General features: G+C 65.2%; 19 protein-coding genes and 2 pseudogenes. 14 read left to right on the top strand and 7 right to left on the bottom strand.

Annotated features, from left to right (window positions below; all coding sequences use genetic code 11):
* Positions 1–950: 950 nt before the first annotated feature.
* Complete coding sequence (locus M1D55_RS12800) at positions 951–1,193, bottom strand: hypothetical protein (RefSeq protein ID WP_456282322.1); 243 nt, start codon at positions 1,191–1,193, stop codon at positions 951–953.
* Between the two features lie 43 nt (positions 1,194–1,236).
* On the opposite strand from M1D55_RS12800, the gene M1D55_RS12795 reads away from it, so the two are divergent.
* The 9 genes and pseudogenes from M1D55_RS12795 (at position 1,237) to denD (ending at position 11,330) form a co-directional block, all read left to right on the top strand.
* Positions 1,237–2,328: an SIR2 family protein gene (locus M1D55_RS12795; protein ID WP_456282321.1), complete on the top strand. Its 1,092-nt coding sequence runs from the start codon at positions 1,237–1,239 to the stop codon at positions 2,326–2,328.
* 9 nt (positions 2,329–2,337) lie between these two features.
* Positions 2,338–4,122, top strand: coding sequence for an ATP-binding protein (locus M1D55_RS12790; protein ID WP_456282320.1), 1,785 nt, complete (start codon positions 2,338–2,340; stop codon positions 4,120–4,122).
* 207 nt (positions 4,123–4,329) lie between these two features.
* Complete coding sequence (locus M1D55_RS12785; RefSeq protein ID WP_456282319.1) at positions 4,330–5,034, top strand: FadR/GntR family transcriptional regulator; 705 nt, start codon at positions 4,330–4,332, stop codon at positions 5,032–5,034.
* 33 nt (positions 5,035–5,067) lie between these two features.
* Positions 5,068–5,979 (top strand): annotated as a pseudogene (gene ltnD / locus M1D55_RS12780) (L-threonate dehydrogenase); the annotation flags it as partial.
* 40 nt (positions 5,980–6,019) lie between these two features.
* Positions 6,020–7,342, top strand: coding sequence for a 3-oxo-tetronate kinase (gene otnK / locus M1D55_RS12775; RefSeq protein ID WP_456282318.1), 1,323 nt, complete (start codon positions 6,020–6,022; stop codon positions 7,340–7,342).
* Positions 7,339–7,977 (top strand): 3-oxo-tetronate 4-phosphate decarboxylase, encoded by a 639-nt coding sequence (gene otnC, locus M1D55_RS12770; protein ID WP_064576478.1) that lies wholly within the window; start codon positions 7,339–7,341, stop codon positions 7,975–7,977. The genes otnK and otnC overlap by 4 nt, the downstream gene beginning before the upstream one ends.
* 93 nt (positions 7,978–8,070) lie before the next feature.
* Positions 8,071–9,393 carry an MFS transporter gene (locus M1D55_RS12765; RefSeq protein ID WP_456282317.1) on the top strand — a complete coding sequence of 441 codons (1,323 nt, stop codon included), beginning with the start codon at positions 8,071–8,073 and terminating at the stop codon, positions 9,391–9,393.
* A gap of 55 nt (positions 9,394–9,448) precedes the next feature.
* Entirely contained in the window at positions 9,449–10,231 is a 783-nt protein-coding gene (gene otnI / locus M1D55_RS12760; protein WP_456282316.1) for a 2-oxo-tetronate isomerase, read from the top strand.
* Between the two features lie 70 nt (positions 10,232–10,301).
* The gene (gene denD, locus M1D55_RS12755; protein WP_456282315.1) at positions 10,302–11,330 is read left to right on the top strand and encodes a D-erythronate dehydrogenase; all 1,029 of its coding nucleotides are present in this window, start codon (positions 10,302–10,304) and stop codon (positions 11,328–11,330) included.
* Here the strand turns inward: denD and M1D55_RS12750 are convergent.
* On the bottom strand, positions 11,297–12,097 hold the full coding sequence (locus M1D55_RS12750; RefSeq protein WP_456282699.1) for an APH(3'') family aminoglycoside O-phosphotransferase: 801 nt from the start codon (positions 12,095–12,097) through the stop codon (positions 11,297–11,299). The genes denD and M1D55_RS12750 overlap by 34 nt on opposite strands.
* Before the next feature lie 36 nt (positions 12,098–12,133).
* Here M1D55_RS12750 and M1D55_RS12745 point away from each other — a divergent pair, with 36 nt between their 5' ends.
* The gene (locus M1D55_RS12745) at positions 12,134–12,742 is read left to right on the top strand and encodes a GNAT family N-acetyltransferase (protein WP_456282314.1); all 609 of its coding nucleotides are present in this window, start codon (positions 12,134–12,136) and stop codon (positions 12,740–12,742) included.
* 18 nt (positions 12,743–12,760) lie between these two features.
* Here the strand turns inward: M1D55_RS12745 and M1D55_RS12740 are convergent, their stop codons facing one another.
* A complete protein-coding gene (locus M1D55_RS12740; RefSeq protein WP_006576437.1) occupies positions 12,761–13,411 on the bottom strand; it encodes a LysE family translocator in 651 nt (216 codons plus the stop codon).
* Between the two features lie 294 nt (positions 13,412–13,705).
* On the opposite strand from M1D55_RS12740, the gene M1D55_RS12735 reads away from it, so the two are divergent.
* Complete coding sequence (locus M1D55_RS12735; protein ID WP_456282313.1) at positions 13,706–14,929, top strand: MFS transporter; 1,224 nt, start codon at positions 13,706–13,708, stop codon at positions 14,927–14,929.
* Positions 14,930–14,948: 19 nt separating this feature from the next.
* On the opposite strand, the gene M1D55_RS12730 is transcribed toward M1D55_RS12735, so the two are convergent.
* The 3 genes from M1D55_RS12730 to M1D55_RS12720 all read right to left on the bottom strand — a co-directional run bounded on the left by M1D55_RS12730 (position 14,949) and on the right by M1D55_RS12720 (position 18,396).
* Positions 14,949–15,812 carry an aminoglycoside adenylyltransferase family protein gene (locus M1D55_RS12730; protein WP_456282312.1) on the bottom strand — a complete coding sequence of 288 codons (864 nt, stop codon included), beginning with the start codon at positions 15,810–15,812 and terminating at the stop codon, positions 14,949–14,951.
* A gap of 96 nt (positions 15,813–15,908) precedes the next feature.
* Positions 15,909–17,450: an amidase gene (locus M1D55_RS12725; RefSeq protein ID WP_456282311.1), complete on the bottom strand. Its 1,542-nt coding sequence runs from the start codon at positions 17,448–17,450 to the stop codon at positions 15,909–15,911.
* Positions 17,383–18,396, bottom strand: coding sequence for a Bug family tripartite tricarboxylate transporter substrate binding protein (locus M1D55_RS12720; protein ID WP_064576486.1), 1,014 nt, complete (start codon positions 18,394–18,396; stop codon positions 17,383–17,385). Before M1D55_RS12720 ends, M1D55_RS12725 begins: the two co-directional genes overlap by 68 nt.
* A gap of 185 nt (positions 18,397–18,581) precedes the next feature.
* Between M1D55_RS12720 and M1D55_RS12715 the strand changes: the two genes are divergently transcribed.
* Together M1D55_RS12715 and M1D55_RS12710 are read left to right on the top strand one after the other, a co-directional pair.
* Positions 18,582–19,535, top strand: a complete 954-nt coding sequence (locus M1D55_RS12715; RefSeq protein WP_064576487.1) for a LysR family transcriptional regulator — start codon at positions 18,582–18,584, stop codon at positions 19,533–19,535.
* Positions 19,536–19,602: 67 nt separating this feature from the next.
* A pseudogene (locus M1D55_RS12710) lies at positions 19,603–20,264 on the top strand (DUF4172 domain-containing protein).
* A gap of 35 nt (positions 20,265–20,299) precedes the next feature.
* On the opposite strand, the gene M1D55_RS12705 reads toward M1D55_RS12710, so the two are convergent.
* Positions 20,300–21,220, bottom strand: a complete 921-nt coding sequence (locus M1D55_RS12705; RefSeq protein ID WP_043437170.1) for a LysR family transcriptional regulator — start codon at positions 21,218–21,220, stop codon at positions 20,300–20,302.
* 114 nt (positions 21,221–21,334) lie between these two features.
* On the opposite strand from M1D55_RS12705, the gene M1D55_RS12700 reads away from it, so the two are divergent.
* Positions 21,335–22,342 (top strand): zinc-binding alcohol dehydrogenase family protein, encoded by a 1,008-nt coding sequence (locus M1D55_RS12700; RefSeq protein ID WP_064576488.1) that lies wholly within the window; start codon positions 21,335–21,337, stop codon positions 22,340–22,342.
* Position 22,343 lies beyond the last annotated feature (1 nt).

The raw sequence follows: 22,343 nt of genomic DNA, 5'->3' as shown, positions 1-22,343 counted from the left end.
CCGCGCTCGCCTATTTACTGGCGTCGCCCTGGGCGTGGTTCTGTTCCTTGCCGACAGGCGAATGGCCCCACTCTTCGCTTGGGGCAACCCCTTCGGCGGCATCCAGCGACCGTCCTTGCCGGACTCTGCGGGGAGGCCCAGCAGCTTCGCTTATTTCTTCCCCTAGCCGACAAACTGTAGGACTTCCAGGGCATCAAAAGTAAAGCGCTTGCCCCCGATCCTCTCCGTTGTCTGCGCCTCGCTCGGCTACGGCTTCCGCCCCCCCTTCACGCCTCTCCCAGCCAGTCCACGTTAGAAACGATGCTCGCCAAACGAATAGCGAGTCAAGGGTCACGTGTGCCGGCACAAGCTCGCCGGGCCAAGACACGGCTCTTTGACGCCGCAGGGGCGCCCCACGCTATGCCGGGGCCAGGCGTTCCAGGCTTGGCGCCCGTAAGCCGTGGCCCGGAAGCCCACCGGCGAAGGTGGAGAGTCCAGACAAGCAGGCCCTTTGGAAAGTACGGCCGGGCTGGCACGCGGCCGATATTGCCGTCCATGGAAGGTATAAAACAAGAAAATTTCAGCGCACCCCACTTTTTGGTGGTGCTCTTACCCGAATCCAAAATACCCCTCCTCTTGTAAAATCGAGTTACCGACGGCAAGGAGACACCATGGCTGGCTAATGTAACCTCGGTTACAGCCCCCTAAAACCATATCAAATACCGAACGTAGCCGACGCGAGCGCCGGTCAGCTACGCAAGCACCCGACCGTTTAGAAGGATTCTCGCTCAGCGCATCAGATGAAGTACACGCCCAGTGCTTTATAAAGCCGAGATAAATCCAAAAGGTCTGCGCAGCCGAGCTGCTAATATCATCCCCAAATCTCCGTCATGACGAAGAGATCGATAATCTGAAGACAAGTGCGGGATAGGTTTTCGCGGCTTTCCACATTACAAGTTCTCCCTAGGAGATCAAATTGTAAATACGGTTTTGTTCAAGAAGAACTGCTCTCGGAAATAAAAACACTCTCTCACTTGAAGAGACACCGTTCCGAGTTCAGCTTTCGGCCACAAGCTGCCGGTCAGCATTTTGACCGCTTCTAGGCTGCCGGCAGGCGCTTCAGATTGGTTGCCCAACTCCGTTAGAGCAGTTGCCTTAATCCGTTCATCGAGGTTATGTAGCAAAAAGTAACTATTAGCTTCGGCTTTGAACAATCCGTATTACTCTGTCACGATTTTTTCTAATTTGGTAGCCACCATGTCAACAAGTCCCTCGGAGGGCACGCTTCCAGATGAATTGTTTGTCGAAGTCCAGAAAATCTTTCGAGCTACTCCGGCTTTGTTAGTCGGATCTGGCTTCTCGTGCGGCTATGGGCTCCCCGGCATGTGGGACTTGGGCGCACATCTATTGACCAACGTCGAGTCTGCGCTACGAACAGATGAGGCAAAGGCGCTGTGGCAGAGCGCGTCTGAAGCCGTCAAGGCCAACCTTGAGGCTGGACTAAACACCATTCCGCAAGGTGCGGCCGGTAGAGAAGAACTTGTGGACGCCATTCGCTGCGAGACCGCCAAGCTCATTCTAGCGACGACGACGGCGGCAGAACAAACCATCCTAGATCAAGGCCTTGCGGGCGGCCATGCTCCCGCGCGTTTGCTTCGACTTCTCTTCAATGGGTCTGCGCAAAATGCCGAGAGCATCCCTGTCATCACAACGAACTACGACACGCTATTGGAGCTGTTCTGCGATCTGGCCGAGCTGCCAATTGATACGGGCTTCACCGGCTTTCGTCGCCGCAAACCACGAACGGCGCCAATCTTTCAGACTCAGTACAGCCGCGTTTGGACAGCAGAAAAGAAGGGTGGCTTTCAGGCGGATCATCGTCCCTGCAAGACTGTTCGCCTTTACAAGCCGCATGGGTCAATCAGTTGGTTGGCGACGTCTACTGGGCCAGTGGAGGCTCTGAATGACAACTCGAATGCGCCCCGAGCCATCGTTGTGCCAGGTCCGTCCAAGTATCAAGACGCGCTGGTGAATACCTTGTTTGATGCCATGCGCACGGAGATGAATGGCGTGCTCGGAAGCGCCGCAGCACTCCTGTGTCTCGGATTCGGATTCAATGATGATCACCTCCAAGGCGTAATCAGGGCCCGGCTAGACGCTCACATGCCGATGATCTTGTTGACCCGAGGTCCCACCGAAAGCATTAACGGGCTGCTTCGCGCATACCCACATGCTATTGCAATCTTCAAAGAGGCTGAGGGCGCAAAGTGTCTTTGGAACGGGCAGGTCTACGTATCCGAAGAGCCGCTGTGGCAGTTGGATAACTTCTTAAAAAAATTCTTGGAGTAAAGGCACGCAATGACAATCTTCACGTTCAATGAACAACAGGCGATTGGTGAGGTCCGCAGTGTCGAAACTTCACGTATCACCATTCGAGTTACCGATGGTCAGCGATTGCAAAAGGCGCGCGTCGGGCGGTTAGTAGCGATTCAGGCGACCGGCGATGAGTGGTTGATTGGCATCGTGGAGCGTGTCTGGCGACACCCGGTCGAATTGCCGACCTTGGAAGAAGGCGAAGTCACGGAGGGTGCCGCTGCCATTCAGCAGGAAGAGAACGGTGTGGCCATCAACTTGGTGGGCACTTACCGTGCTCGTGATGGACAACGACATAATGCCTTCAGTCGTGCGGTCTTTGCGCTCCCTGAGATAAATCGACCCGTTTACCCCATTGAAGAAAAGTCCCTTGAGGACTTCATGGGCATCTTGAGTGCTTCATCCAAAGCGGATGCAGCGACCCCCCTGAAAGTTGGTACCTACACATTGGACGGCAAGGCCAGCGCTTACATCGACGGAGACAAGCTCTTCCAGCGCCACGCGGCGCTGCTGGGCAGCACTGGCTCTGGTAAGTCCTTCACCGTTGCATCCATCCTGGAGCAGACTGCGCTGCTGCCTCATCCCAACGTTGTTGTGCTCGATCTGCATGGTGAGTATTCGAGCATGAAGTTTGCCTCGCACTATCGGATTGCGGGGATCGGGGACATCAAAGCGAAGAAAGAAGGTGCGATCTTTCTTCCCTTCTGGCTGCTCACCTATGACGAGATGCAGTCTGTCTTCGTGGATCGCTCTGGTAACAATGCGCCAAACCAAGCGATTGCTTTGATGGACTCAGTCATCGAGTTGAAGCGCTCTGCAATTGAATCGCTTGGAAAGCCTGAGTTGCTGGAGGGTTTCACAGTTGATACCCCCGTGCCCTACCGACTTGCCGATCTAGTCAGTTCCTTGGACTTCAAGAACGACGAGGCTATCGACACAGGTGAGGTGTATGCGTCCGGACCCCGTAAAGGGCAGCCGAAAACCGAAAAGGGCCCGATGAACGGGCAGTTGTCGCGCTTTCTCGTTCGCCTGAAGACAAAGATGAACGACCGACGCTACGCGTTTATGTATCAGGCACCTGCAGAGTACGAGACCTACGAGGCATTGCACGACCTCGCGAAAAAGTTGCTTGGCACGGGCAACGTCAAGGACGGCGTTAATCCTGGCATCAAAATCATAGACTTCTCCGAGGTTCCCTCAGACATCCTTCCGGTTGTGGTGGGGCTGGTCGGTCGACTGATCTACCAAATCCAATTCTGGAGCAGTCCTGGCGAAGACGGTGACGCGAGGCATCCGATTGTTATCGTCTGCGATGAAGCACATCTGTACCTACCTAGCGCGGCGGCATCGACGGGTCCACTGGAGAAACGCGCCCTGGAAAACTACGAGCGCATCGCCAAAGAAGGCCGAAAGTACGGTGTGGGCTTGATGGTGGTCAGCCAGCGCCCTTCCGACGTAAGCACAACCATTCTCAGCCAGTGCAGCAACATCATTAGCTTGCGATTGGCGAACAAGACCGATCAGGCGGTGGTCAAGCAGCTACTGCCGGAGAGCTTGGAAGGGCTCATGGAGGTGTTGCCAACCCTTGATGTGGGCGAGGCTGTGGTGGTCGGTGACGCGACCTTGCTGCCAACGCGCATCAAGATGTCCAAGCCACTGCACGAGCCGCGCAGCGCGACGATTCCCTTTTGGACTCGCTGGGCGACGCCCAAGGCGGAAGTAGATTTGGTCGCTGCCGTGGAAAACATGCGCCGGCAGTCTCGCTCTTAAGAACAAAAAGGAGCTTTCGCGCCCTCCGACTCGGCATGGGGCTCGTTGGTTGCCCGGTATCAGGCGGTATCACGACAAATGATACCGAGTGATACCAGCGGGCTCGGCTCCTTAAAGCCGACTCCAAGGGTTGACCCCAATGGAACCCTCGCCGCCCCAATTTGTATGATGACCTTATTACCCGATAAACCATCCTCCGGCCCAGCCATGTTCGACAAGGTCTCCGCCCCCGCGATGAGCGACACCGTCGCTCAGCAACTGCTCAAGCAGATCGAGATCGGCAGTTTTGCCGCGACCGGCAAGCTGCCTACCGAGGCCGTGCTGGCGCAGCAGTTCGGCGTTAGCCGTACGGTGATTCGCGAGGCGATTTCGCGGCTGAAGAACGAAGGCGTGGTGGAGCCGCGCCAGGGCAGCGGCGTGTTCGTCAAGGAGCATGGCGTGATCCGGCCGCTGCGGATCGACTACGCCGAGGCGATCGAGCCCAGCTCGATGCCGCATCTGCTGGCGGTGCGCCGCGCCATCGAGGCGGAGGTGGCGGCGGAGGCCGCGCGGCGCTGCACTGACCGGGATATCGCCGAGATCGACGCGGCGCTGGCCAATATCGACGAGGCGGCGGCCGCCGGACGCGATGGCGTGGCCGAGGATGTCGCCTTTCACCGCAAGATCGCCGCGGTGACCGGCAACCCCTACTTCATCAAGACGCTGAATTTCCTGAACCAGTACCTCGAGGCCGGGGTCGCGGTGACCCGCCGCAACGAGGCGACGCGCGACGATTTCTCGCGTCAGGTGCGCGACGAACACGCGGCCATCGTCGACGCGATCCGCGCGCGCGACCCGATGGCGGCACGCAATGCCGCCCTGACCCACCTGTACAACGCCGAGCGCCGGCTGTCGCAAGCCGGCATCTGCTGAGCGGCCGACGCGGCGGCTCGCGCCAACCAGAGACAGATCATGTCACGACATATTGGAGTCATCGGCCTCGGTGCCATGGGCCTGGGCGTTGCGCGCTCGCTGTTGCGCGCGGGCTTTCGCGTTCACGCCTGCGACGTGCGCGACGAGGTGCTGCGCGCCTTCGCCAACGAAGGCGGCATCGCCTGCGCCACGCCGGCCGAACTGGGTGCGCAGTGCGACGTGGTGGTGACGCTGGTGGTCAATGCCGAGCAGACCGAAGCGGTGCTGTTTGGTGAGCAAGGCGCGGTGGCCCGCATGAAGCCCGGCGGCGTGGTCATTGCCAGCGCGACGGTCGCGCCGGAATTTGCCGTGCAGCTTGGCGTGCGCCTGGAAGCGGCGGGCCTGCTGATGCTCGACGCGCCGGTGTCCGGCGGTGCGGCGCGCGCGGCGTCGGGCGAGATGACGATGATGACGTCGGGGCCGGCGGCCGCCTATACCGCCTGCGACGACGTGCTCGAGGCCATCGCGGGCAAGGTCTATCGACTTGGCGAGCAGCATGGTGCCGGCTCCAAGGTCAAGATCATCAATCAATTGCTGGCCGGCGTGCATATCGCGGCTGCCGCCGAAGCGATGGCGCTGGGGCTGCGCGAGGGCGTCGATCCGGGCGCGCTGTACGACGTGATCACCCATAGCGCCGGCAACTCGTGGATGTTCGAGAACCGGGTGCCCCATATCCTCAAAGGCGACTACACGCCGCTGTCCGCCGTCGACATCTTCGTCAAGGACCTGGGCCTGGTGCTCGATACCGCCCGCCGCAGCAAATTCCCGCTGCCGTTGTCGGCCACCGCGCATCAGATGTTCATGAGCGCGTCCAGCGCCGGCCATGGCGGCGAGGACGATTCCGCGGTGATCAAGACCTTCCCCGGCATCACGCTGCCGCCCTCACGCTGGTTCAAAACAGGCTGAGCGCCGTTCGTTGCCGCTGTCCGTTATCCCCCGCCCATTCATGTCCCACTCCAATCCGCCTCGCCCGCTTCTGGGCTGTATCGCCGACGATTTCACCGGTGCGACCGATCTGGCCAATATGCTGGTCAAGAGCGGCATGCGAACCGTGCAGACCATCGGCGTGCCGCCGTCCGCGGCGCCGCTGCAAGCGGACGCCATTGTGGTGGCGCTCAAATCGCGCACCATCCCGGCAACCGAGGCCATTGCGCAATCGCTGGCCGCCCTCGCCTGGCTGCGCGAACAGGGCTGCCACCAATTTTTCTTCAAGTACTGCTCGACCTTCGACTCGACCGATGCCGGCAATATCGGCCCGGTGGCCGATGCCCTGCTCGATGCGCTGGACCAACAGTCCGGCTTCTCGATCGCCTGTCCGGCTTTTCCGGAGAACGGCCGCACGGTCTTTCGCGGCCATCTGTTCGTTGGCGACGCGCTGCTGAACGAGTCGGGCATGCAGAACCATCCGCTGACGCCGATGCGCGATGCCAATCTGGTGCGCGTGCTGCAACGGCAAAGCCGCGGCAAGGTCGGCCTGATCCGCTATGACACGATCGCCGCGGGCGCGGGCGCGGTGCGCGAGGCGATCGCGCAGTTGCGCGCCGATGGCGTACGGCTGGCGATTGCCGACGCGCTGTCCGACCAAGATCTGCACGTGCTCGGCGAAGCGTGCGCCGATCTGCCGCTGGTGACCGGCGGCTCGGGCATCGCGCTCGGCCTGCCCGCCAACTTCCGCCGCGCGGGTCTGTTGGCGGAACGCGCCGATGCCGCGCAATTGCCCCGCATCGAAGGCCATGCCGCGGTGCTGGCAGGCAGCGCATCGCAAGCGACGAACCAGCAGGTGGCAGCGTGGCGCGGCAACGGGAACGGGAACGGAGCTGACGCCAGGCCGAGTTTTCGCATCGACCCCCTCGCGGTGGCGCGCGGCGAAGCGGTGGTCGAGCAGGCGCTGGCGTTTGCCCGATCGCATCTGCCCGAGCCGGTACTGATCTATGCCACCGCCACGCCCGACGAAGTGCGCAGCGTGCAGCGAGCGCTCGGCGTGGCGGAGGCCGGCCAACTGGTGGAGGCCACGCTGGCTGCCATCGCGCGCGGTCTGCGCGAGATGGGCGTGCGCAAGTTCGTGGTTGCCGGCGGCGAGACGTCGGGCGCCGTGGTGCAGGCACTCGACGTGAAATCGCTGCAGATCGGCGCGCAGATCGATCCCGGCGTGCCGGCCACCGCCACCATCGACACCGAGCCCTTGGGTCTGGCGCTGAAGTCGGGCAATTTCGGCGCGGTCGATTTCTTCGCCAAGGCGCTGCGCCAGCTGGAAGGAGGCATCCAATGAGCGAGGAAGCCCGCCTGCGCGAGGAGATCTGCACGATCGGCGCGAGCCTGTATGCGCGCGGGCATGCGGTCGGCAGCGCCGGCAATATCAGCGCGCGGCTCGACGACGGCTGGTTGATTACGCCGACCGATGCCTGCCTCGGCCGGCTGGACCCGGCGCGCATCGCCAAGGTCGACGCCAGCGGCCAGCACGTGTCCGGCGACAGGCCCTCGAAGACGCTGGCGCTGCATCGCGGCATCTATGCCAACGACCCGAACGCGCACGGCGTGGTGCATACGCATTCGACCCATCTGGTCGCGCTGACGCTCGCGGGCGTCTGGCGCGACGACGACGTGCTGCCGCCGATCACGCCCTACTACGTGATGAAGGTTGGCCATGTTCCGCTGCTGCGCTATCGCCGCCCGGGCGACCCCGAGGTCGCGGCGCAAGTGGCCGCGCTGGCCGCGCGCGTGCGCGGCGTGCTGCTGGACCGGCTGGGCCCCGTGGTGTGGGGCCCGTCGGTTTCGCAAGCGTCGTGGGCGCTCGAAGAGCTCGAGGAAACCGCACGCCTGTGGTTGATGACCGATCCCAAGCCGGCGCCGCTCGACGCCGCGGCGCTCGAAGAACTACGCCAGACCTTCGGCGCACGCTGGTAGCGGACGCGCCAGCCCGCGGTGTGCACGGGCCTTGATCACGCACACCGGCGCCGGCGCGACAGCCGGCCCGACACAATCCATAGGAGACAACCGATGACAGCCTACGACGCGGCCGCGGCCGCCTACGTCGACGCACCCGACAAAGCCGAACTCGACCTGACCTACCGCAAGGTGTTCTGGCGCATCGTGCCGTTCCTGATGCTGTGCTACGTGGTGGCCTATCTGGACCGCGTCAACGTCGGCTTCGCCAAGCTGCAGATGTCGCAGGACCTGGCCTTCAGCGAGACGGTGTTCGGCCTGGGCGCCGGCATCTTCTTCCTCGGCTACTTCCTGTTCGAACTGCCGAGCAATATGCTGATGCACCGGATCGGCGCGCGCATCTGGATCGCCCGCATCATGATCACCTGGGGCATCCTGTCGGCGATGTTCGCCTTCGTCACGACGCCGACGCAGTTCTATGTGCTGCGCTTTCTGCTGGGCCTGGCGGAAGCGGGTTTCTATCCTGGCGTGATCCTTTACCTCACCTACTGGTTTCCGTCGCACCGCCGCGCCAAGATCATCGCGGTGTTCATGTCGGCGATTCCGGTATCGGGCATCTTTGGCAATCCGCTGTCCGGCTGGATCATGGAGAGCTTCCACGGTGGCGCCGGTTTCCACGGCTGGCAATGGATGTTCGTGCTCGAGGCCATTCCCGCGGTGCTGATCGGCATCGCGACGATCCTCTATCTGGACAATAACATCCGCAGCGCCAAATGGCTGACCGAGCGCGAGAAGCAGCTGCTGGCCGACGAGATCGCCGCGCAGCCGCAGGAGCAGCAACAGCACACGCACTCGCTGCGCGCGGTGTTCCGTGATCCCCGCATGTGGTGGATGTCGCTGATCTACTTTGCCTTCGTCTCGGGGCAGTATGGCCTGACGTTCTGGATGCCGACCTTCGTCAAATCGACCGGCATCACGGGCACGCTGGAAATCGGGCTGCTGAGCGCGATTCCGTTCGTGGTCGCCATCGTCGCGATGAACCTGTTCGGCCACAGCGCGGACAAGCGCCGCGAGCGGCGCTGGCATCTGATCGTGCCGGCGCTGATGGGCACCGTCGGCTTCACCATCGCCGCCTCCGCCACCGGCAACACCACGCTGTCCATCGTCGCGCTGTCGGTGGCCGCCGCCGGCGTGCTGACCTGCGCCCCGCTGTTCTGGTCGCTGCCGACCGCGTTCCTTGCCGGCAGCGCCGCCGCGGCCGGCATCGCGATCATCAATTCGATTGGCAACCTGGCCGGCTTTGCCAGCCCCTATCTGATCGGCTTCCTGCGCGATGCCACCAACAGCACGGCAGCCGGCATGTATGTGCTGGCCGGCATGCTGGTGCTCGGCGCCGTCGCCGTCTGGCTGACGCCGGCCAGGCTGGTCAACCGCTAATATGGACGCGGCGCGCTTTGCGCCGCCTTCCTCCACTCCATCCCGACTTGCTGCCATGCCACGCTTTGCCGCCAATCTTTCGATGATGTACAACGAGCACGCGTTCCTGGACCGTTTTGCCGCGGCCGCGAACGATGGCTTCCGCGCCGTCGAGTATCTGTTTCCTTACGACTTTCCGGCGGCCGAGCTGAAGTCGCGGCTCGATGCCAATGGCCTGCAGCAGGCGCTGTTCAATGCGCCGCCGGGCGACTGGGCCGGCGGCGAACGCGGCATCGCGTCGCTGCCCGGACGGGAAGACGAATTCCGGCGCAGCATCGATACGGCGCTCGACTACGCGCGCGTGCTAGGCAATGACAAGCTGCACGTGATGGCGGGCCTTGCGGCGCCGGGCGTGTCGCGCGAGCAGCAGCGCGCCGTCTATCTGCGCAACCTCGAGTACGCCGCCCGCACCGCGCAGGCCGACGGCATCACCGTGGTGATCGAGCCGATCAACACGCGCGATATCCCGGGTTTCTTCCTGAACCGCCAGGACGATGCGCAAGCGATCTGCCGCGAGATCGGCGCGCCGAACCTGAAGGTGCAGTTCGACTGCTATCACTGCCAGATCGTCGAAGGCGATGTGGCGACCAAGCTCAGGCGCGACATCGCCGGCATCGGACATATCCAGATCGCGGGCGTGCCGGAACGGCACGAGCCGGATATCGGCGAACTGAACTATCCCTACCTGTTCGAGCTGATCGACGCGCTTGGCTACCAGGGCTGGATCGGCTGCGAATATCGCCCCAAGGCGGGTACCACCGAAGGGCTTGGCTGGCTGCGCCCCTGGCTGCAGCGGTAATCATTCCGGGCGGCCGGCACATTCACGGCCGGCTGCCCGCCGATCTCGCGATTCAACAAGGCAACGCATCATGAAAGTACTGATCACCGGCGGCGCCGGATTTCTCGGCCAGCGTCTGGCCAAACAGCTGCTGTCGCGCGGCGAGCTGACCGGTCCCGACGGCAAGCCGGCTCCCATCACGGAACTGGTGCTGGTCGATGTCGTGCAAGGCAACGATCTGGGCGACCAGCGCGTGACCGCGCTGGTCGGCGATATCGCCGATCCGGCGCTGCTCGAACGCGCGATCGACCGCGATACCGCGGTGGTGTTCCATCTGGCCGCCATCGTCAGCGGCCAGGCCGAGGCCGATTTCGACCTGGGCATGCGCATCAACCTCGATGCCTCGCGCGCGCTGCTGGAAGTATGCCGGGCCCGCGGCCATCGCCCGCGCGTGGTGTTCACCAGCTCGGTGGCCGTCTATGGCGGCTTGCTGCCCGAGGTGGTGCGCGACGATACCGCGCTCAATCCGCAATCGTCGTACGGCACGCAGAAGGCGATCGCCGAACTGATGCTGTCCGATTACAGCCGGCGCGGCTTTGTCGACGGCGTCGTGCTGCGGCTGCCGACCATCAGCGTGCGTCCGGGCCGGCCCAATGCCGCCGCATCGTCGTTTGCCAGCGGCATCATCCGCGAACCGCTCAATGGCGAGGAGGCGATCTGCCCGGTGCCGGGCGACACGCGGCTGTGGCTGCTGTCGCCACGCCGGGCCATCGAGGCGCTGATTGCCGGCAGCGAGCTGCCGGGCGAACGGTTGGGCCATCGGCGCATCGTCAATCTGCCGGGCGTTTCCGTGACGGTGGATGAGATGATCGCCGCGCTGCGGGAAGTGGCCGGCGACGAGGCCGCCAACCGCATTCGCCGCGAGCCCGACGCCCGTGTGCAACAGATCGTCGGCAGCTGGCCGGGCCGCTGGGACACCACGCGCGCCGAGCAGCTGGGGTTGCGCGGCGACGCCAGCTTCGCCGATGTGATCCGGGCCTATATCGAGGACGAGCTGCGCCAGGGAACGCGGACGGCGGGCGCCGTTCACCCCCAGGTCAACGGATCGAGCCGCAGGTAGAAGGCCAATCGTTCGCGATCGGCCGTCAGCCCGAGGGTGTCGAACAGCATGGCGAAGGCCTGTTCCGCCTGCTGCGGTGTCTGCCAGCTTTCCTCGGCATTGGCCACCATCAAGGCGAGATCGGCATAGCGGTCCGCCCGGCCGAGCCGACCCAGGTCGATGATGCCCGTGCATCGCAGCGTGCGCGGATCGACCATGAAGTTGGGCAGGCAGGGATCGCCGTGACAGACCACCGTAGAGGTGGCCTCTTGCGCAAGGCGGACGGGCAGCTCGCGTTCGACCCGCGCCAGCAGTTCCGGGGCCGGCGTGCGCTTGTCCTCGTCGGGCAGAAAGTCTGGATTGACTGCATCGCGGTTCACCACGTCCACGGCACGCGCGAACATCGCCGACAGGCTGCGTTCGAACGGGCACTGGCCCGACGACAACGCGTGCAGCGCGCCAAGCTCGCGCACCATCGACGGCCATGCCTCGAGCAGATCCGTGCCGGGCAAATCGGCCGCGGGCACGCCTGGCACGGCTGTCATCACCAGGCACACTTCGTTCCCCGCATCTCGCCAGTCCAGTACCTTCGGGCAGGCAATCCCTTGACCCTCCAGCCAGGCGAGCCGATCGCGCTCGCCGGCGAGCTCTGCCGAGCGGGACTCCGGCACGACCTTGGCGAAGGCCCTGCCGTCATCGCGGCGATAGACAAGATCGCCCGATTCGCCCATGCTGACCGGCATCCAGCGAAGACGGCCGTGATCGGCCAGTGCCGCGGGCAGTGTCATACTTCCCTCCCTTCTTGATGCGAACGGAAACGCCAAATGCATCCGGGTCCGCGCCCCATCCAGCTCGAAACGCCCCGTCTGATCGTGCGCCCATGGCAGGCTTCCGACAGCGATCCCTTTGCCGCGCTCAATGCCGATGTCCGGGTCATGCGCTATTTTCCGGCGCCGTTTGACCGCGCCGCCAGCGACGCGATGATCGACCGCTGCAGCGCGCATATCGCCGCGCACGGGTTCGGGTTCTGGGCGGTGGAGCGCAAGCAGGATGGCGCCTTTATCGGCATGGTGGGCCTGAACATCCCAGGCGCCCCGTTACCCTTCGCGCCGTGCGTGGAGATCGGCTGGCGCCTTGCGGCTGAATACTGGGGACGGGGCTACGCCAGCGAGGCCGCGCGCGCCGCCCTGCGGGCCGGCTTCGAGGTATTCGGCCTGAACGAAATCGTGTCGTTCACCGCCTTGCTGAACCAGCCCTCGCAGGCGGTGATGGAACGGCTGGGCATGCGGCGCTGCGCGCAGACCTTCGACCACCCGAACGTGCCCGATGGCCATCCGCTCAAAGCGCATTGCGTGTACCGGTTGACGCGGGCCGACTGGACCGCGGTCCGGCAGGATACCGGCGGCGGCGCGGCCGACGTCCGGATTCGGTAACGCCTTCGGCGGCGCCGACTATTTCTTGCCGTTCCCGGCAAACGCTGCAGTAATGCCCAGCCCGATCAGCAGCGTGCCGCCGACGTAGCGCTCGAACGTCAGATAGCCGCGGCTTTGGCGCAGCCAGCGGCCCGCCGCACTTGCGGCCAGCGCGTAGCACGCATCGCTGATCAGGCCAAGCAGCGTGAACAACAGGCCCAGAAAGACGATCTGCATCGCCACGTGGCCGCGGCTGACGTCGACGAACTGCGGCAGGAAGGCCAGGAAGAACAGTGCCGTCTTGGGATTGAGCAGGTTGACGATGAAGCCGTCGCGGAACAGTCGGGCGTAGCGCCGCTGCTGCGGCACCGCATCGACGACGACCGGCGCGGGACGGCCGAAGATCTTCTTCAGCCCCAGCCAGATCAGATAGGCGGCACCGGCGTACTTCAGGATGCTGAACGCCACGGCGGACGAGGCCAGCAACGCGGACAACCCCAGCGCGGCGGCCAGCACGTGGACGAGCGTGGCCGTATGGATGCCGAGATCCGACACCATCCCGGCCTTGCGGCCCTGCTCCACGGACTGCGCGATGATGTACAGCACGGCCGGGCCTGGAATCACCAACAACACCAGGGCGGCGCTGACGAACAGAACCAGATTTGCGGTACTGGGGATAACGAATTCCATGGCTCGGTCTCCATATGGCGAGCATCGGGGGGAAGAAGAACCGTTACTCTACCGCAGGACCGTTTCTCGCCCGCTCGTGCGGTGCAGCATGTTGTTCCCTTGCGCCGGCGCCGCCGCTCCGATCGACTCGTGCGCAACGACTTCCACATCGATAAAGCTATTCTTTCGCGGATCGATACTTAATCTTGTTTGCAGGTCGGGGATAATCCGCCAACAATCGCCTGTCGTCCCGCCGGAATTCCGCCATCGACCCACGGTGCCGAGCGCGAATCCCCATTTCTCCGAGGTATTGTCTTGTCGAACGCCGCCCCTGCCGCACTGAGCGAATCCGTCGCCGAACTCTCCGAGCGCGACCAGCGCGGCAATATCCTGCGCCTGACCGTCGCGCAGGCGCTGGCCGGTGCCAATTCCGTCGTGGTCTATGCGACCGGCGCGATCGTCGGCGACATGCTGGCCCCCGACAAGACGCTGGCCACGCTGCCCATCTCGATCTTCGTTGTCGGCATGGCGGCGTGCATCCTGCCGACGGGAGCCATCGCGCGCCGCTACGGCCGACGCGCCTCGTTCCTGGCCGGCACCGCCTGCGGCGTGCTGGTCGGTTTGCTGGCGGCCGCCGCCGTCGTGTGGAGTTCGTTCTGGCTGTTCTGCCTGGCAACGTTCTTCGGCGGCGCCTATGCGGCGGTGGTGCTGTCGTTCCGCTTCGCCGCGGCCGACGGCGTCTCGCCTGCGCTGCGCCCGCGTGCGCTGTCCTTCGTGATGGGAGGCGGCGTCGTCGCCGGCGTCGTCGGACCACAGCTGGTCACGCACACCATGCATCTGTGGCCGCCGCACATGTTCGCGGCGACCTTCGTCATGCAGGCCGTCGTCGCGCTGGTGTCGGCGCTGGTGCTGTGGGGCGTGCGGCTGCCGATGCCGACGGCGGCGGAAGTCGCGAAGGGGCGGCCGCTGTCGACGATCGCGCGCCAGCCGCTGTTCGTCACCGCGGTCATGTGCGGCGCCGTGTCATACATGCTGATGAACTTCCTGATGACGGCGGCGCCGCTGGCGATGCATCTGTGCGGCCATTCGCAGGAAAACGCCAACCTCGGTCTGCAGTGGCACGTGATCGCGATGTATGGGCCGAGCTTCTTCACGGGCCGGCTGATTACCCGCTTCGGCGCGCAGCGCGTCGTCACGGCGGGCCTGCTGCTGACCGGCGTTTCCGCCGCGATCGGCCTGACCGGCATCGATGTGGCCCACTTCTGGCTGACCTTGATCCTCCTGGGGCTCGGCTGGAACTTCGGCTTCGTGGGCGCCTCGGCGCTGGTGCTGGAATGCCACCGGCCCGAGGAAAAGACCAAGGTGCAGTCCTTCAACGATTTCATCGTCTTCGGCACGATGGCGCTCGGCTCGTTTGCCTCCGGGGGACTGTTGGCCGCCTACGACTGGGATACGGTGTTGTGGGTATCGTTCGCGCCATTGGCCCTGGCGGTGATTGCGCTGATGCTGATGGCGGTCCAGCCGAAACGCACCGCCTAGCACGCGATGGCATGAGTGCTCATGCGTCGCCGCCCTCGTGCAGCATCCGCGCGATCGCCTGGCTGACATCGTTGACCCAGGCGCGGACGTCGGCCCCGCGTTCGTGCCAGGCCTTATCGGCGCCATCGCCGCCATCGCCGCCATCACCGCCATCGCCGCCATCGCCGCCATCGCCGCCATCACCGCCATCGCCACGATAGGCATCGCGGGCCGTCGCCAGTAGCGCGCGCTGGCCCTGCGGCAGGCGCGGCAGCAACCAGTCGGCAGCCTCGTCCTTCGGCACGATCTTGCCCGTCGCCAGCGTGACCCACATGCGGGCCAGCGTCAGCATGACGTTGCGTTCGTCGCCGCAGACGTTCGCCACCAGCGCCGGCAGGCTGTCCCCGATGGCGCGCCGGATATCGGTGTAGGGAATCGCTGGAAGAAATTCGGCAAGCGCCGGGCCGATCAATGCGCGGTGGCCTTGCAGGGCCGTAGCCAGAACCAGCGTCAGATCGGGATCGATCGTGGGAGCCCGCACCACGCCCACTTCGAACTCGTCGCGCAGCCATTCGCCATAGACGAGGTCGCTCCGCGCCGGATGCCGCCACGGGGCGATGTCGTCGAGCACCACAATCGTGACTTCGGCATTGCGGGCCGGCCCCCGCTCCGCGCGCGCGCCGGAGACCTTCATCAACGCTTGCACCAACTGCCTGCGGCATTGCGCGGCCATCGTTCGATGCGTCAGCACCAGCAGGTCGACATCGCTGTCCGGCCGCAGCCCGCCCACGATGGCGGAGCCGAACAGATAGGCGCCGGCGATGTTGTCGCCGAGCACGCCGACAACGACATCGAGAATGCGCCGGACTTCGATCGGGACCGGCTCGTTGGCAAGCGGCGGCATGGTGCAGTGGCGTCGTTGGCGATTTTCGATGGAACCGCAATACTAGCGCGCTGCCGCCGCTCTCCCCACAGGTCCACGAGCGCGCGCGTCCATGGCTCACCGTTCCGGCGCGTCATAAGCCCTCGGCATCCCCGCATCCCACTCGATCACCCTGCCGGCTGCGAGCAGCCGCTGTTCGCGGAAGCTTGCGGCCACCAGCTGCACGCCGCTCGGCAGTCCGTTGTCGATACCGGTTGGCAGGTGCAAACCCGGCAGGCTCATCGCGGCGACGCCGATCAACGGGGACTGATCCCGCAGCAGCATCTGCATCCGCTCGAGATCGTGCAGATCCTCGCCCCACGGCATCGGCGGACGGCAGGATGTCGGCATCAGCACCAGCGGATAGCGGTCGAGGAACGCATTCCATTCGCGCCGAAGCGCATCGCGCCGCGCGAAGGCCGCGGCATAGGTGCGCAGGTCCGGCGGTGGCGCACACGCGGCCATGTTCCTCACCGACGCGATGATCGTCGGGTCGCGCGTCGCCTCGACGGCCGCCATCATTCCCATCCGGACTTCCGTCATCACGATGGCCAGCCAGATATCCAGCGCTTCGTCGAGCCGGGGCGGCACGGCCCGTTCGACGCGGTAGCCGGCCGCCTGCAGCGCGCTGGCTGCCTTCCCAAGGGCGCGTACCACTTCCGGAGCGAGCTGGGCGCCGGGAATCTCGTCCACGCAGGCCACGCTGACAGGCGCCGCGTCGTCCGGGACATCGAGCGGCATGCCGACCCACGTAGGATCGCACGATCCACTCGATGCCATGGCACGGAATCCGAGCTCGACGTCGTCGACGCATCGCGCCAGCGGCCCCTGCGCCGAAAACAGTTGCAGGCCGGCGAGGCGCGGATCTGCGGTCGGCTGATAGGCCGGCACGCGTCCAGGGGTGGGCCGCAAGCCGACCACGCCGTTGACATAGGCCGGATAGCGGATCGAGCCGGCGATGTCGGTGCCGTGCGCGATCCCGCCCATGCCCGCGGCGACCGCCACCGCCGCGCCGCCGCTGGACCCGCCCGACGTGATATCGGCGTTCCAGGGATTAAGCGTCCTGCCGTGCAGCGGGTTCTCGGTGAACCAGCGAAACGAGAAGGGCGGCACATTGGTCCGCCCGACCACGATCGCACCGGCGCGCCGCAGGTTCGCAACGACGGGACCATCCTCGCGCGCCACGCGGCGGCGGTAGGCCGGCACGCCGTTGGTCGTCGCCTCGCCTTCGACGTCGGCGTTGAGCTTGATCGTCACCGGTACGCCATGCAGCGGTCCGAGCGGGTCCGGCGAAGCCGAACGCAATGCGTCGGCCCGCCTTGCTGCTTCGAGCGCCCGCTCGCGATCCGAATGGACGATCGCATTGAGACGCGGATTGATGGCGTCGATGCGTTCGTACACGCTGTGGACCGCCTCCACGCTCGACACCGTGCCGGCGCGAATCTGCGCCGCCAAGTCGGCGGCGTCCCATTGCCACAATGCCGCCGGCAGCGATGCCGCCCGGGCTGCGGGGCCGATGTCGTTGGGCTTCCTTCGCATGCTCGTCCGTTCCTCAATCGAGCTTGATGCCGTTCTGGCGGACGACCTGCTCATAGGTCGCGCTGCGCGTCTCGATCGCACGGCGCATCTGCGCGCCGCTCCACGGTGTGGCCTCGAAACTGAAGGTCTTGTAGCGCGCCTGCACGTCCGTGCTGGCGACGGCGGCGAGCAGATCCTTGTTGATCCTGTCGAGAATCGCCGCGGGTGTGCCCTTCGGCGCCATCAGCGCGACGAAACCGCTGGGCACCGCATGGGCCGGACCGCCGGACTCGGCCAGCGTCGGCACATCGGGCATGGCAGGCAGCCGCTGCGGGCTCGTCACCGCGAGATAGCGGACGCGACCGGGCTGATAGACGAACTCGGTCGACGCCCTCGCCCCCAACGCCCAGTCGGTTTCGCCCGTGCTGACGCCGGTATAGAGCTGCCCCATCTCCTTGTACGGCACGTGCAGCATCCTGACGCCGGCCTGCGCCTCCAGCAGCGCGGACTGCAGATGCGCCGTGCTGCCGACGCCCCAGGTCCCAAAGCTGACCTTGCCCGGTCTGGCCTTCGCGGCCGCGAGCAGATCGCCGACGGTCTTCCACGGGGAGGACGACGACACCACCACGAAGAACGGCGTGCTGTAGAGCACGCCGACCGGCTCGAAGGCATCGAACACGCGGAAATTGCGGCTCTTGAACAGATGCGGCAGCGCGCTCAATGCATCGCCATCGTGCAGCAGCAGCGTATGGCCATCCGGCGCCGCCGCGCGCGCCGCGTTGATGGCAATGAAGCCCGCGCCGCCCGGCCGGTTCTCGATGACGACGGGCGTCTTCCATTGGAGCGCCAGTTTTTCGGCGACGGCGCGCATCATCGCATCCGGTCCGCTGCCCGCCGAGAACGTGCTGACGATGGTCACCGGTTTGGTCGGAAAGGCGCCGTTGCCGGCCCCGAATGCCAACCTCGGCAAAGCCGGCGTCAGCAAGGCGACTGCCAGCAGCGTCGCGACGATGCCTTCGGGGACAAGGACGGTCCACGCGCGCCGCATGGATGCCTTGGTGTTGGTCGAGCACACTGCGGGGCCTCTGGTGGGCGGAACTCTGGTGCTGGGAATCATCGCTGTCTCCTCCCCGGTTCGATGCAACCCATTCTTGTGCCGGTCGGCCTCGCCAGCAACAGCGCCGCGGGATACCATCTATCCAATTTTTCGATATCCCTGTGCGGAGACATCCGATGGCGTCGCTGGACCTGGAGTGGATTGCGGTATTCGACGAGGTCTACAAGGCCGGCAGCGTGTCGCGCGCGGCGGACAAGCTCGGCATGACGCAAGGCGCGGCGAGCACGGCGCTGAACCGCTTGCGTGCCTACTATGGCGATCCGCTGTTCACGCGCACCGCGCGCGGGGTATTGCCGACGCCCCGGGCCGACGCCCTGCACAAGGTGCTGCGCGAGGTCCGCGCGATGCTCGAACAGGCCCGCACCGCGTCGGCCTTCGATCCCGCCAAGGCGAAGCGTTCTTTCCGGATCTGCATGACGGATCTGGGAGAAATCGCCTTGCTGCCGCGGCTGCTCAATTACCTGCAGCGCCATGCGCCGGGCATCGACATCGATGCGGAACGCATCACCGCCGACAGCGCGCGGCGGCTCGAGGAAGGCGCGGTCGATGTCGCGGTGGGCTACATGCCGCAGCTGGAGGCGGGCTTTTATCAGCGCGCCCTGTTCGAGCAGGACTTTGTCTGCATCGCCAGCCGCTCGCATCCTCGCATCGGCAAGACACTGTCAAAGGCGGTCTATCGGCGCGAGCGGCATGCAACGGTGGCCGCCACGGGCACTGGCCACACCGTCATTCTGGAGAAGGCCCTCGCCGGTCATGGCGCGTCACCGCGCATCGCCCTGCACGTGCCCAGCTTCCTGGCCCTGGCCCAGATCGTCGGCGAGACCGAACTGCTCGCCACGGTGCCTCGGCACTACGCTGCCGTGATGCAGTCGCGCGAGCCCATCCGGCTGCTCGCCCTGCCGTACGAGGTCCCGCGCTACGAGGTCAAGCAGCATTGGCACGTGCGCTACCACCGCGATCCGGCCAATGCCTGGCTGCGGCAGGTCATCGCCGACCTGATGCCGTCGGCGGTGATGAGCCCACCGGCGACGCCGCGACGGTCGCTCGGAAAAATTGGAAAGGCCGCGTAGCTCGCTTTTTATGTGCTTTTTAGGTCATAAATTTAACCGTGCAGGGAATACGACCCATCATCTCCGCATGAATTACGGGGAATACGTCTGGCAATCTCCGCACTGGCCGCGGTGGCAGTACGACTTGGCCGCCCTGGCGACCCCCATGGCGGAGACCACCCGCGCTCAGGGCCTTCTGCTTGGCCGACTGGCCGATCTCGGCATGGGCTTCAGAAACGAAGCGTGCCTCGCGGTCCTGACCGAAGACGTCGTGAAGACATCGCGCGCGCGATTGGCGACCTGCTGCTTGCGCGCGCCGACGGCACGCCGCAGCGCTTCTATAGCCTCTCCGCGCAAATCCAGCGAGAGCGCAAGGCCTACTACGAAATCCTTGAGCGGACCCAGAAAGGCACTCTCGATATCACGCAGTGGCTTGCCTGGTTTCTCGCGACGTTGCACGCGGCCGTGTTGCAGGCCAACAAGACACTGGATCGGGTGCTGCTCAAGGCGCGCTTCTGGCAGCGGGCCGCGACGGTGCCGATGAACGAGCGGAAAATCAAGGTGCTGAACCGCTTGCTGGACGGCTTCGAGGGCAAGCTGACGAGCGCGAAATGGGCGGCCATCGGCAAATGTTCGAACGATACGGCGCTGCGCGACATCAATGAGTTGGTGCAACACGGCGTGCTGCAGAAGTCAGCGGCTGGTGGCCGCAGCACGAGCTACGAGCTAGCCGCGCCGGCAGAGACCTGACGCGACGGTTTTCGATCGCGGCAGCGACAAGCGGCTCAAGCCACCGCCGCCGCATACAGCGCAGTCAACGCCGCGCACCGCTCCTTCAGCAGCGCCTGCAATTGCCGCACGGCCGGCGAGAACTGCTTGCGGTGCGGGCAGACCAGTTGCAGCGGCGTGCTTTCGCCCGGCTCGTGCGGCAGCAGCACGGTCAGGCGGCCGGCCTGCACGTCGCCGCAGACGTCGAGCCATGACTTGTAGGCGATGCCCTCGCCCTGCACCGCCCAGCGGCGGACCACGTCGGCGTCGTCGGTGTACAGGCTGCCCTTGACCTCGACCAGGCGTCGGCCCCGCGCGGTTTCGAACGGCCATTTGTCGTAGACGCGGCCGCTCAGGTGGTACAGCAGGCAGCGATGCGCGGCCAGTTCATCAAGCGATTGCGGGCGGCCATGCCGGGCCAGATAGGCCGGCGAGGCGATCAGCACGCGGCGGTTTTCCGGCGCCAGCGGCAAGGCGACATAGCTGGCCTCCTCGATGCGCCCGTAGCGGATCGCGACATCGATCGGATCGCGGAAGACGTCGGTCACATGGTCGGACAGATAGAGCCGCAGCGTCAGGTCGGGATGGGCGCGGCGGAATTCGGTGATCCAGGGCAGCAGCACATTGCGGCCGAGGTCGGACGGCGCCGTGACGCGCAGCAGCCCGCTGAGTGCGGCGCCATCGCCGCGCAGCCGGTCGCGGCCCTCGTTCAGCGTGGCCAGCACTTCCTGCGCGTAGGGCAGATAGCGCTCGCCCTCGGCGGTCAGGCGCAGGCTGCGCGTGGAACGGGCGAACAGCCGGATATCGAGATCGCGCTCCAGCCGCTTGACCGCGGCGCTGACCTGCCCCGGCAGCAGATCGGCCTCGCGCGCGGCGCTGGAAAAGCTGCCGAGGGCGGCGCTGCGCACGAACAGGGTCAGGTCTTCGAGGCGGATCATCTTCACTCCACGAGAGAAAGTGCTGGCGGATTTTACCGCTTATCGGATAGGCGGCGACGGCGCAAGATAGCGGCACCGACCAGGCAAACCCTCTCCTCAAGTCACGGAGCCCACATGAAAGCCATCGCCTACCTCCAGCACGGCCTGCCGATCGACGACCCGGCCGCGCTGATCGACATCGATCTGCCGACGCCCGAACCCGGTCCGCGCGACCTGCTGGTCCAGGTGCGCGCCATCGCAGTCAACCCGGTCGATACCAAGGTCCGGGCATCGTCCGCGGTCGCGGCCATGCGCGTGCTGGGCTGGGACGCGGTCGGCAAGGTCGTCCGCGTCGGCAGCGCGGTCACGCTGTTCGCGCCGGGCGACGACGTCTACTTCGCCGGCTCGATCACGCGTGCCGGCAGCAATGCGGAGTACTGCCTCGTCGACGAACGCATCGCCGCGCGCAAGCCGGCCTCGCTGTCGGACGCCGAAGCCGCGGCATTGCCGCTGACGACGATCACCGCGTGGGAACTGCTGTTCGACCGGCTGCGCGTTCCCGAGCATGGCGGCGCGGGCCAGCACCTGCTGATCGTCGGCGCCGGCGGCGGCGTCGGCTCGATCCTGACCCAGCTCGCGCGCCAGCTGACCGGCCTGACCGTGATCGGCACGGCGTCGCGTCCGGAGACACGCGACTGGGTGACGTCGCTCGGCGCCCATCACGTGATCGACCACACCAGGCCCTTGCGTGAAGAACTGGAGCGCATCGGCGTGCCGCAGGTCGAGCATGTGGCCAGCCTGACCCATACCGAACAACACTACCCGCAATTGATCGACGTGCTGGCGCCGCAGGGTCAGCTCGCGGTGATCGACGATCCCGCCACGCTCGACGTGATGCCGATGAAGCGCAAGTCGCTGTCGCTGCATTGGGAATTCATGTTTGCGCGGCCGATGTTCGAGACGCCGGACATGATCCGCCAGCACGAACTGCTGACCCGCGTCGCGCAGCTGATCGACGCCGGCACGATCCGCACCACGCTCGGCGAACACTTCGGCACGATCAACGCCGCCAACCTGCGCCGCGCCCATGCGCTGATCGAAAGCGGCCGCGCGCGCGGCAAGGTCGTGCTCGAAGGGTTCTGAG

This window comes from Cupriavidus sp. JZ107, assembly GCF_053903255.1.
Note: the sequence above shows the minus strand (reverse complement) of the source record. Positions and strands in the feature narration are given on the sequence as shown.

Bases quoted from the DNA above. Each gene is read 5' to 3' on its own strand.
- M1D55_RS12750 (WP_456282699.1), bottom strand. From the start codon at position 12,097: ATGACACTGCCCGCGGCACTGGCCGATCACGGCCGTCTTCGCTGGATG.
- M1D55_RS12730 (WP_456282312.1), bottom strand. From the start codon at position 15,812: ATGCCGCCGCTTGCCAACGAGCCGGTCCCGATCGAAGTCCGGCGCATT.
- M1D55_RS12700 (WP_064576488.1), top strand. From the start codon at position 21,335: ATGAAAGCCATCGCCTACCTCCAGCACGGCCTGCCGATCGACGACCCG.
- otnK (WP_456282318.1), top strand. From the start codon at position 6,020: ATGTCCCACTCCAATCCGCCTCGCCCGCTTCTGGGCTGTATCGCCGAC.
- otnC (WP_064576478.1), top strand. From the start codon at position 7,339: ATGAGCGAGGAAGCCCGCCTGCGCGAGGAGATCTGCACGATCGGCGCG.
- M1D55_RS12785 (WP_456282319.1), top strand. From the start codon at position 4,330: ATGTTCGACAAGGTCTCCGCCCCCGCGATGAGCGACACCGTCGCTCAG.
- otnI (WP_456282316.1), top strand. From the start codon at position 9,449: ATGCCACGCTTTGCCGCCAATCTTTCGATGATGTACAACGAGCACGCG.
- M1D55_RS12765 (WP_456282317.1), top strand. From the start codon at position 8,071: ATGACAGCCTACGACGCGGCCGCGGCCGCCTACGTCGACGCACCCGAC.
- M1D55_RS12720 (WP_064576486.1), bottom strand. From the start codon at position 18,396: ATGCGGCGCGCGTGGACCGTCCTTGTCCCCGAAGGCATCGTCGCGACG.
- M1D55_RS12790 (WP_456282320.1), top strand. From the start codon at position 2,338: ATGACAATCTTCACGTTCAATGAACAACAGGCGATTGGTGAGGTCCGC.
- M1D55_RS12705 (WP_043437170.1), bottom strand. From the start codon at position 21,220: ATGATCCGCCTCGAAGACCTGACCCTGTTCGTGCGCAGCGCCGCCCTC.
- M1D55_RS12740 (WP_006576437.1), bottom strand. From the start codon at position 13,411: ATGGAATTCGTTATCCCCAGTACCGCAAATCTGGTTCTGTTCGTCAGC.
- M1D55_RS12745 (WP_456282314.1), top strand. From the start codon at position 12,134: ATGCATCCGGGTCCGCGCCCCATCCAGCTCGAAACGCCCCGTCTGATC.
- denD (WP_456282315.1), top strand. From the start codon at position 10,302: ATGAAAGTACTGATCACCGGCGGCGCCGGATTTCTCGGCCAGCGTCTG.
- M1D55_RS12715 (WP_064576487.1), top strand. From the start codon at position 18,582: ATGGCGTCGCTGGACCTGGAGTGGATTGCGGTATTCGACGAGGTCTAC.
- M1D55_RS12795 (WP_456282321.1), top strand. From the start codon at position 1,237: ATGTCAACAAGTCCCTCGGAGGGCACGCTTCCAGATGAATTGTTTGTC.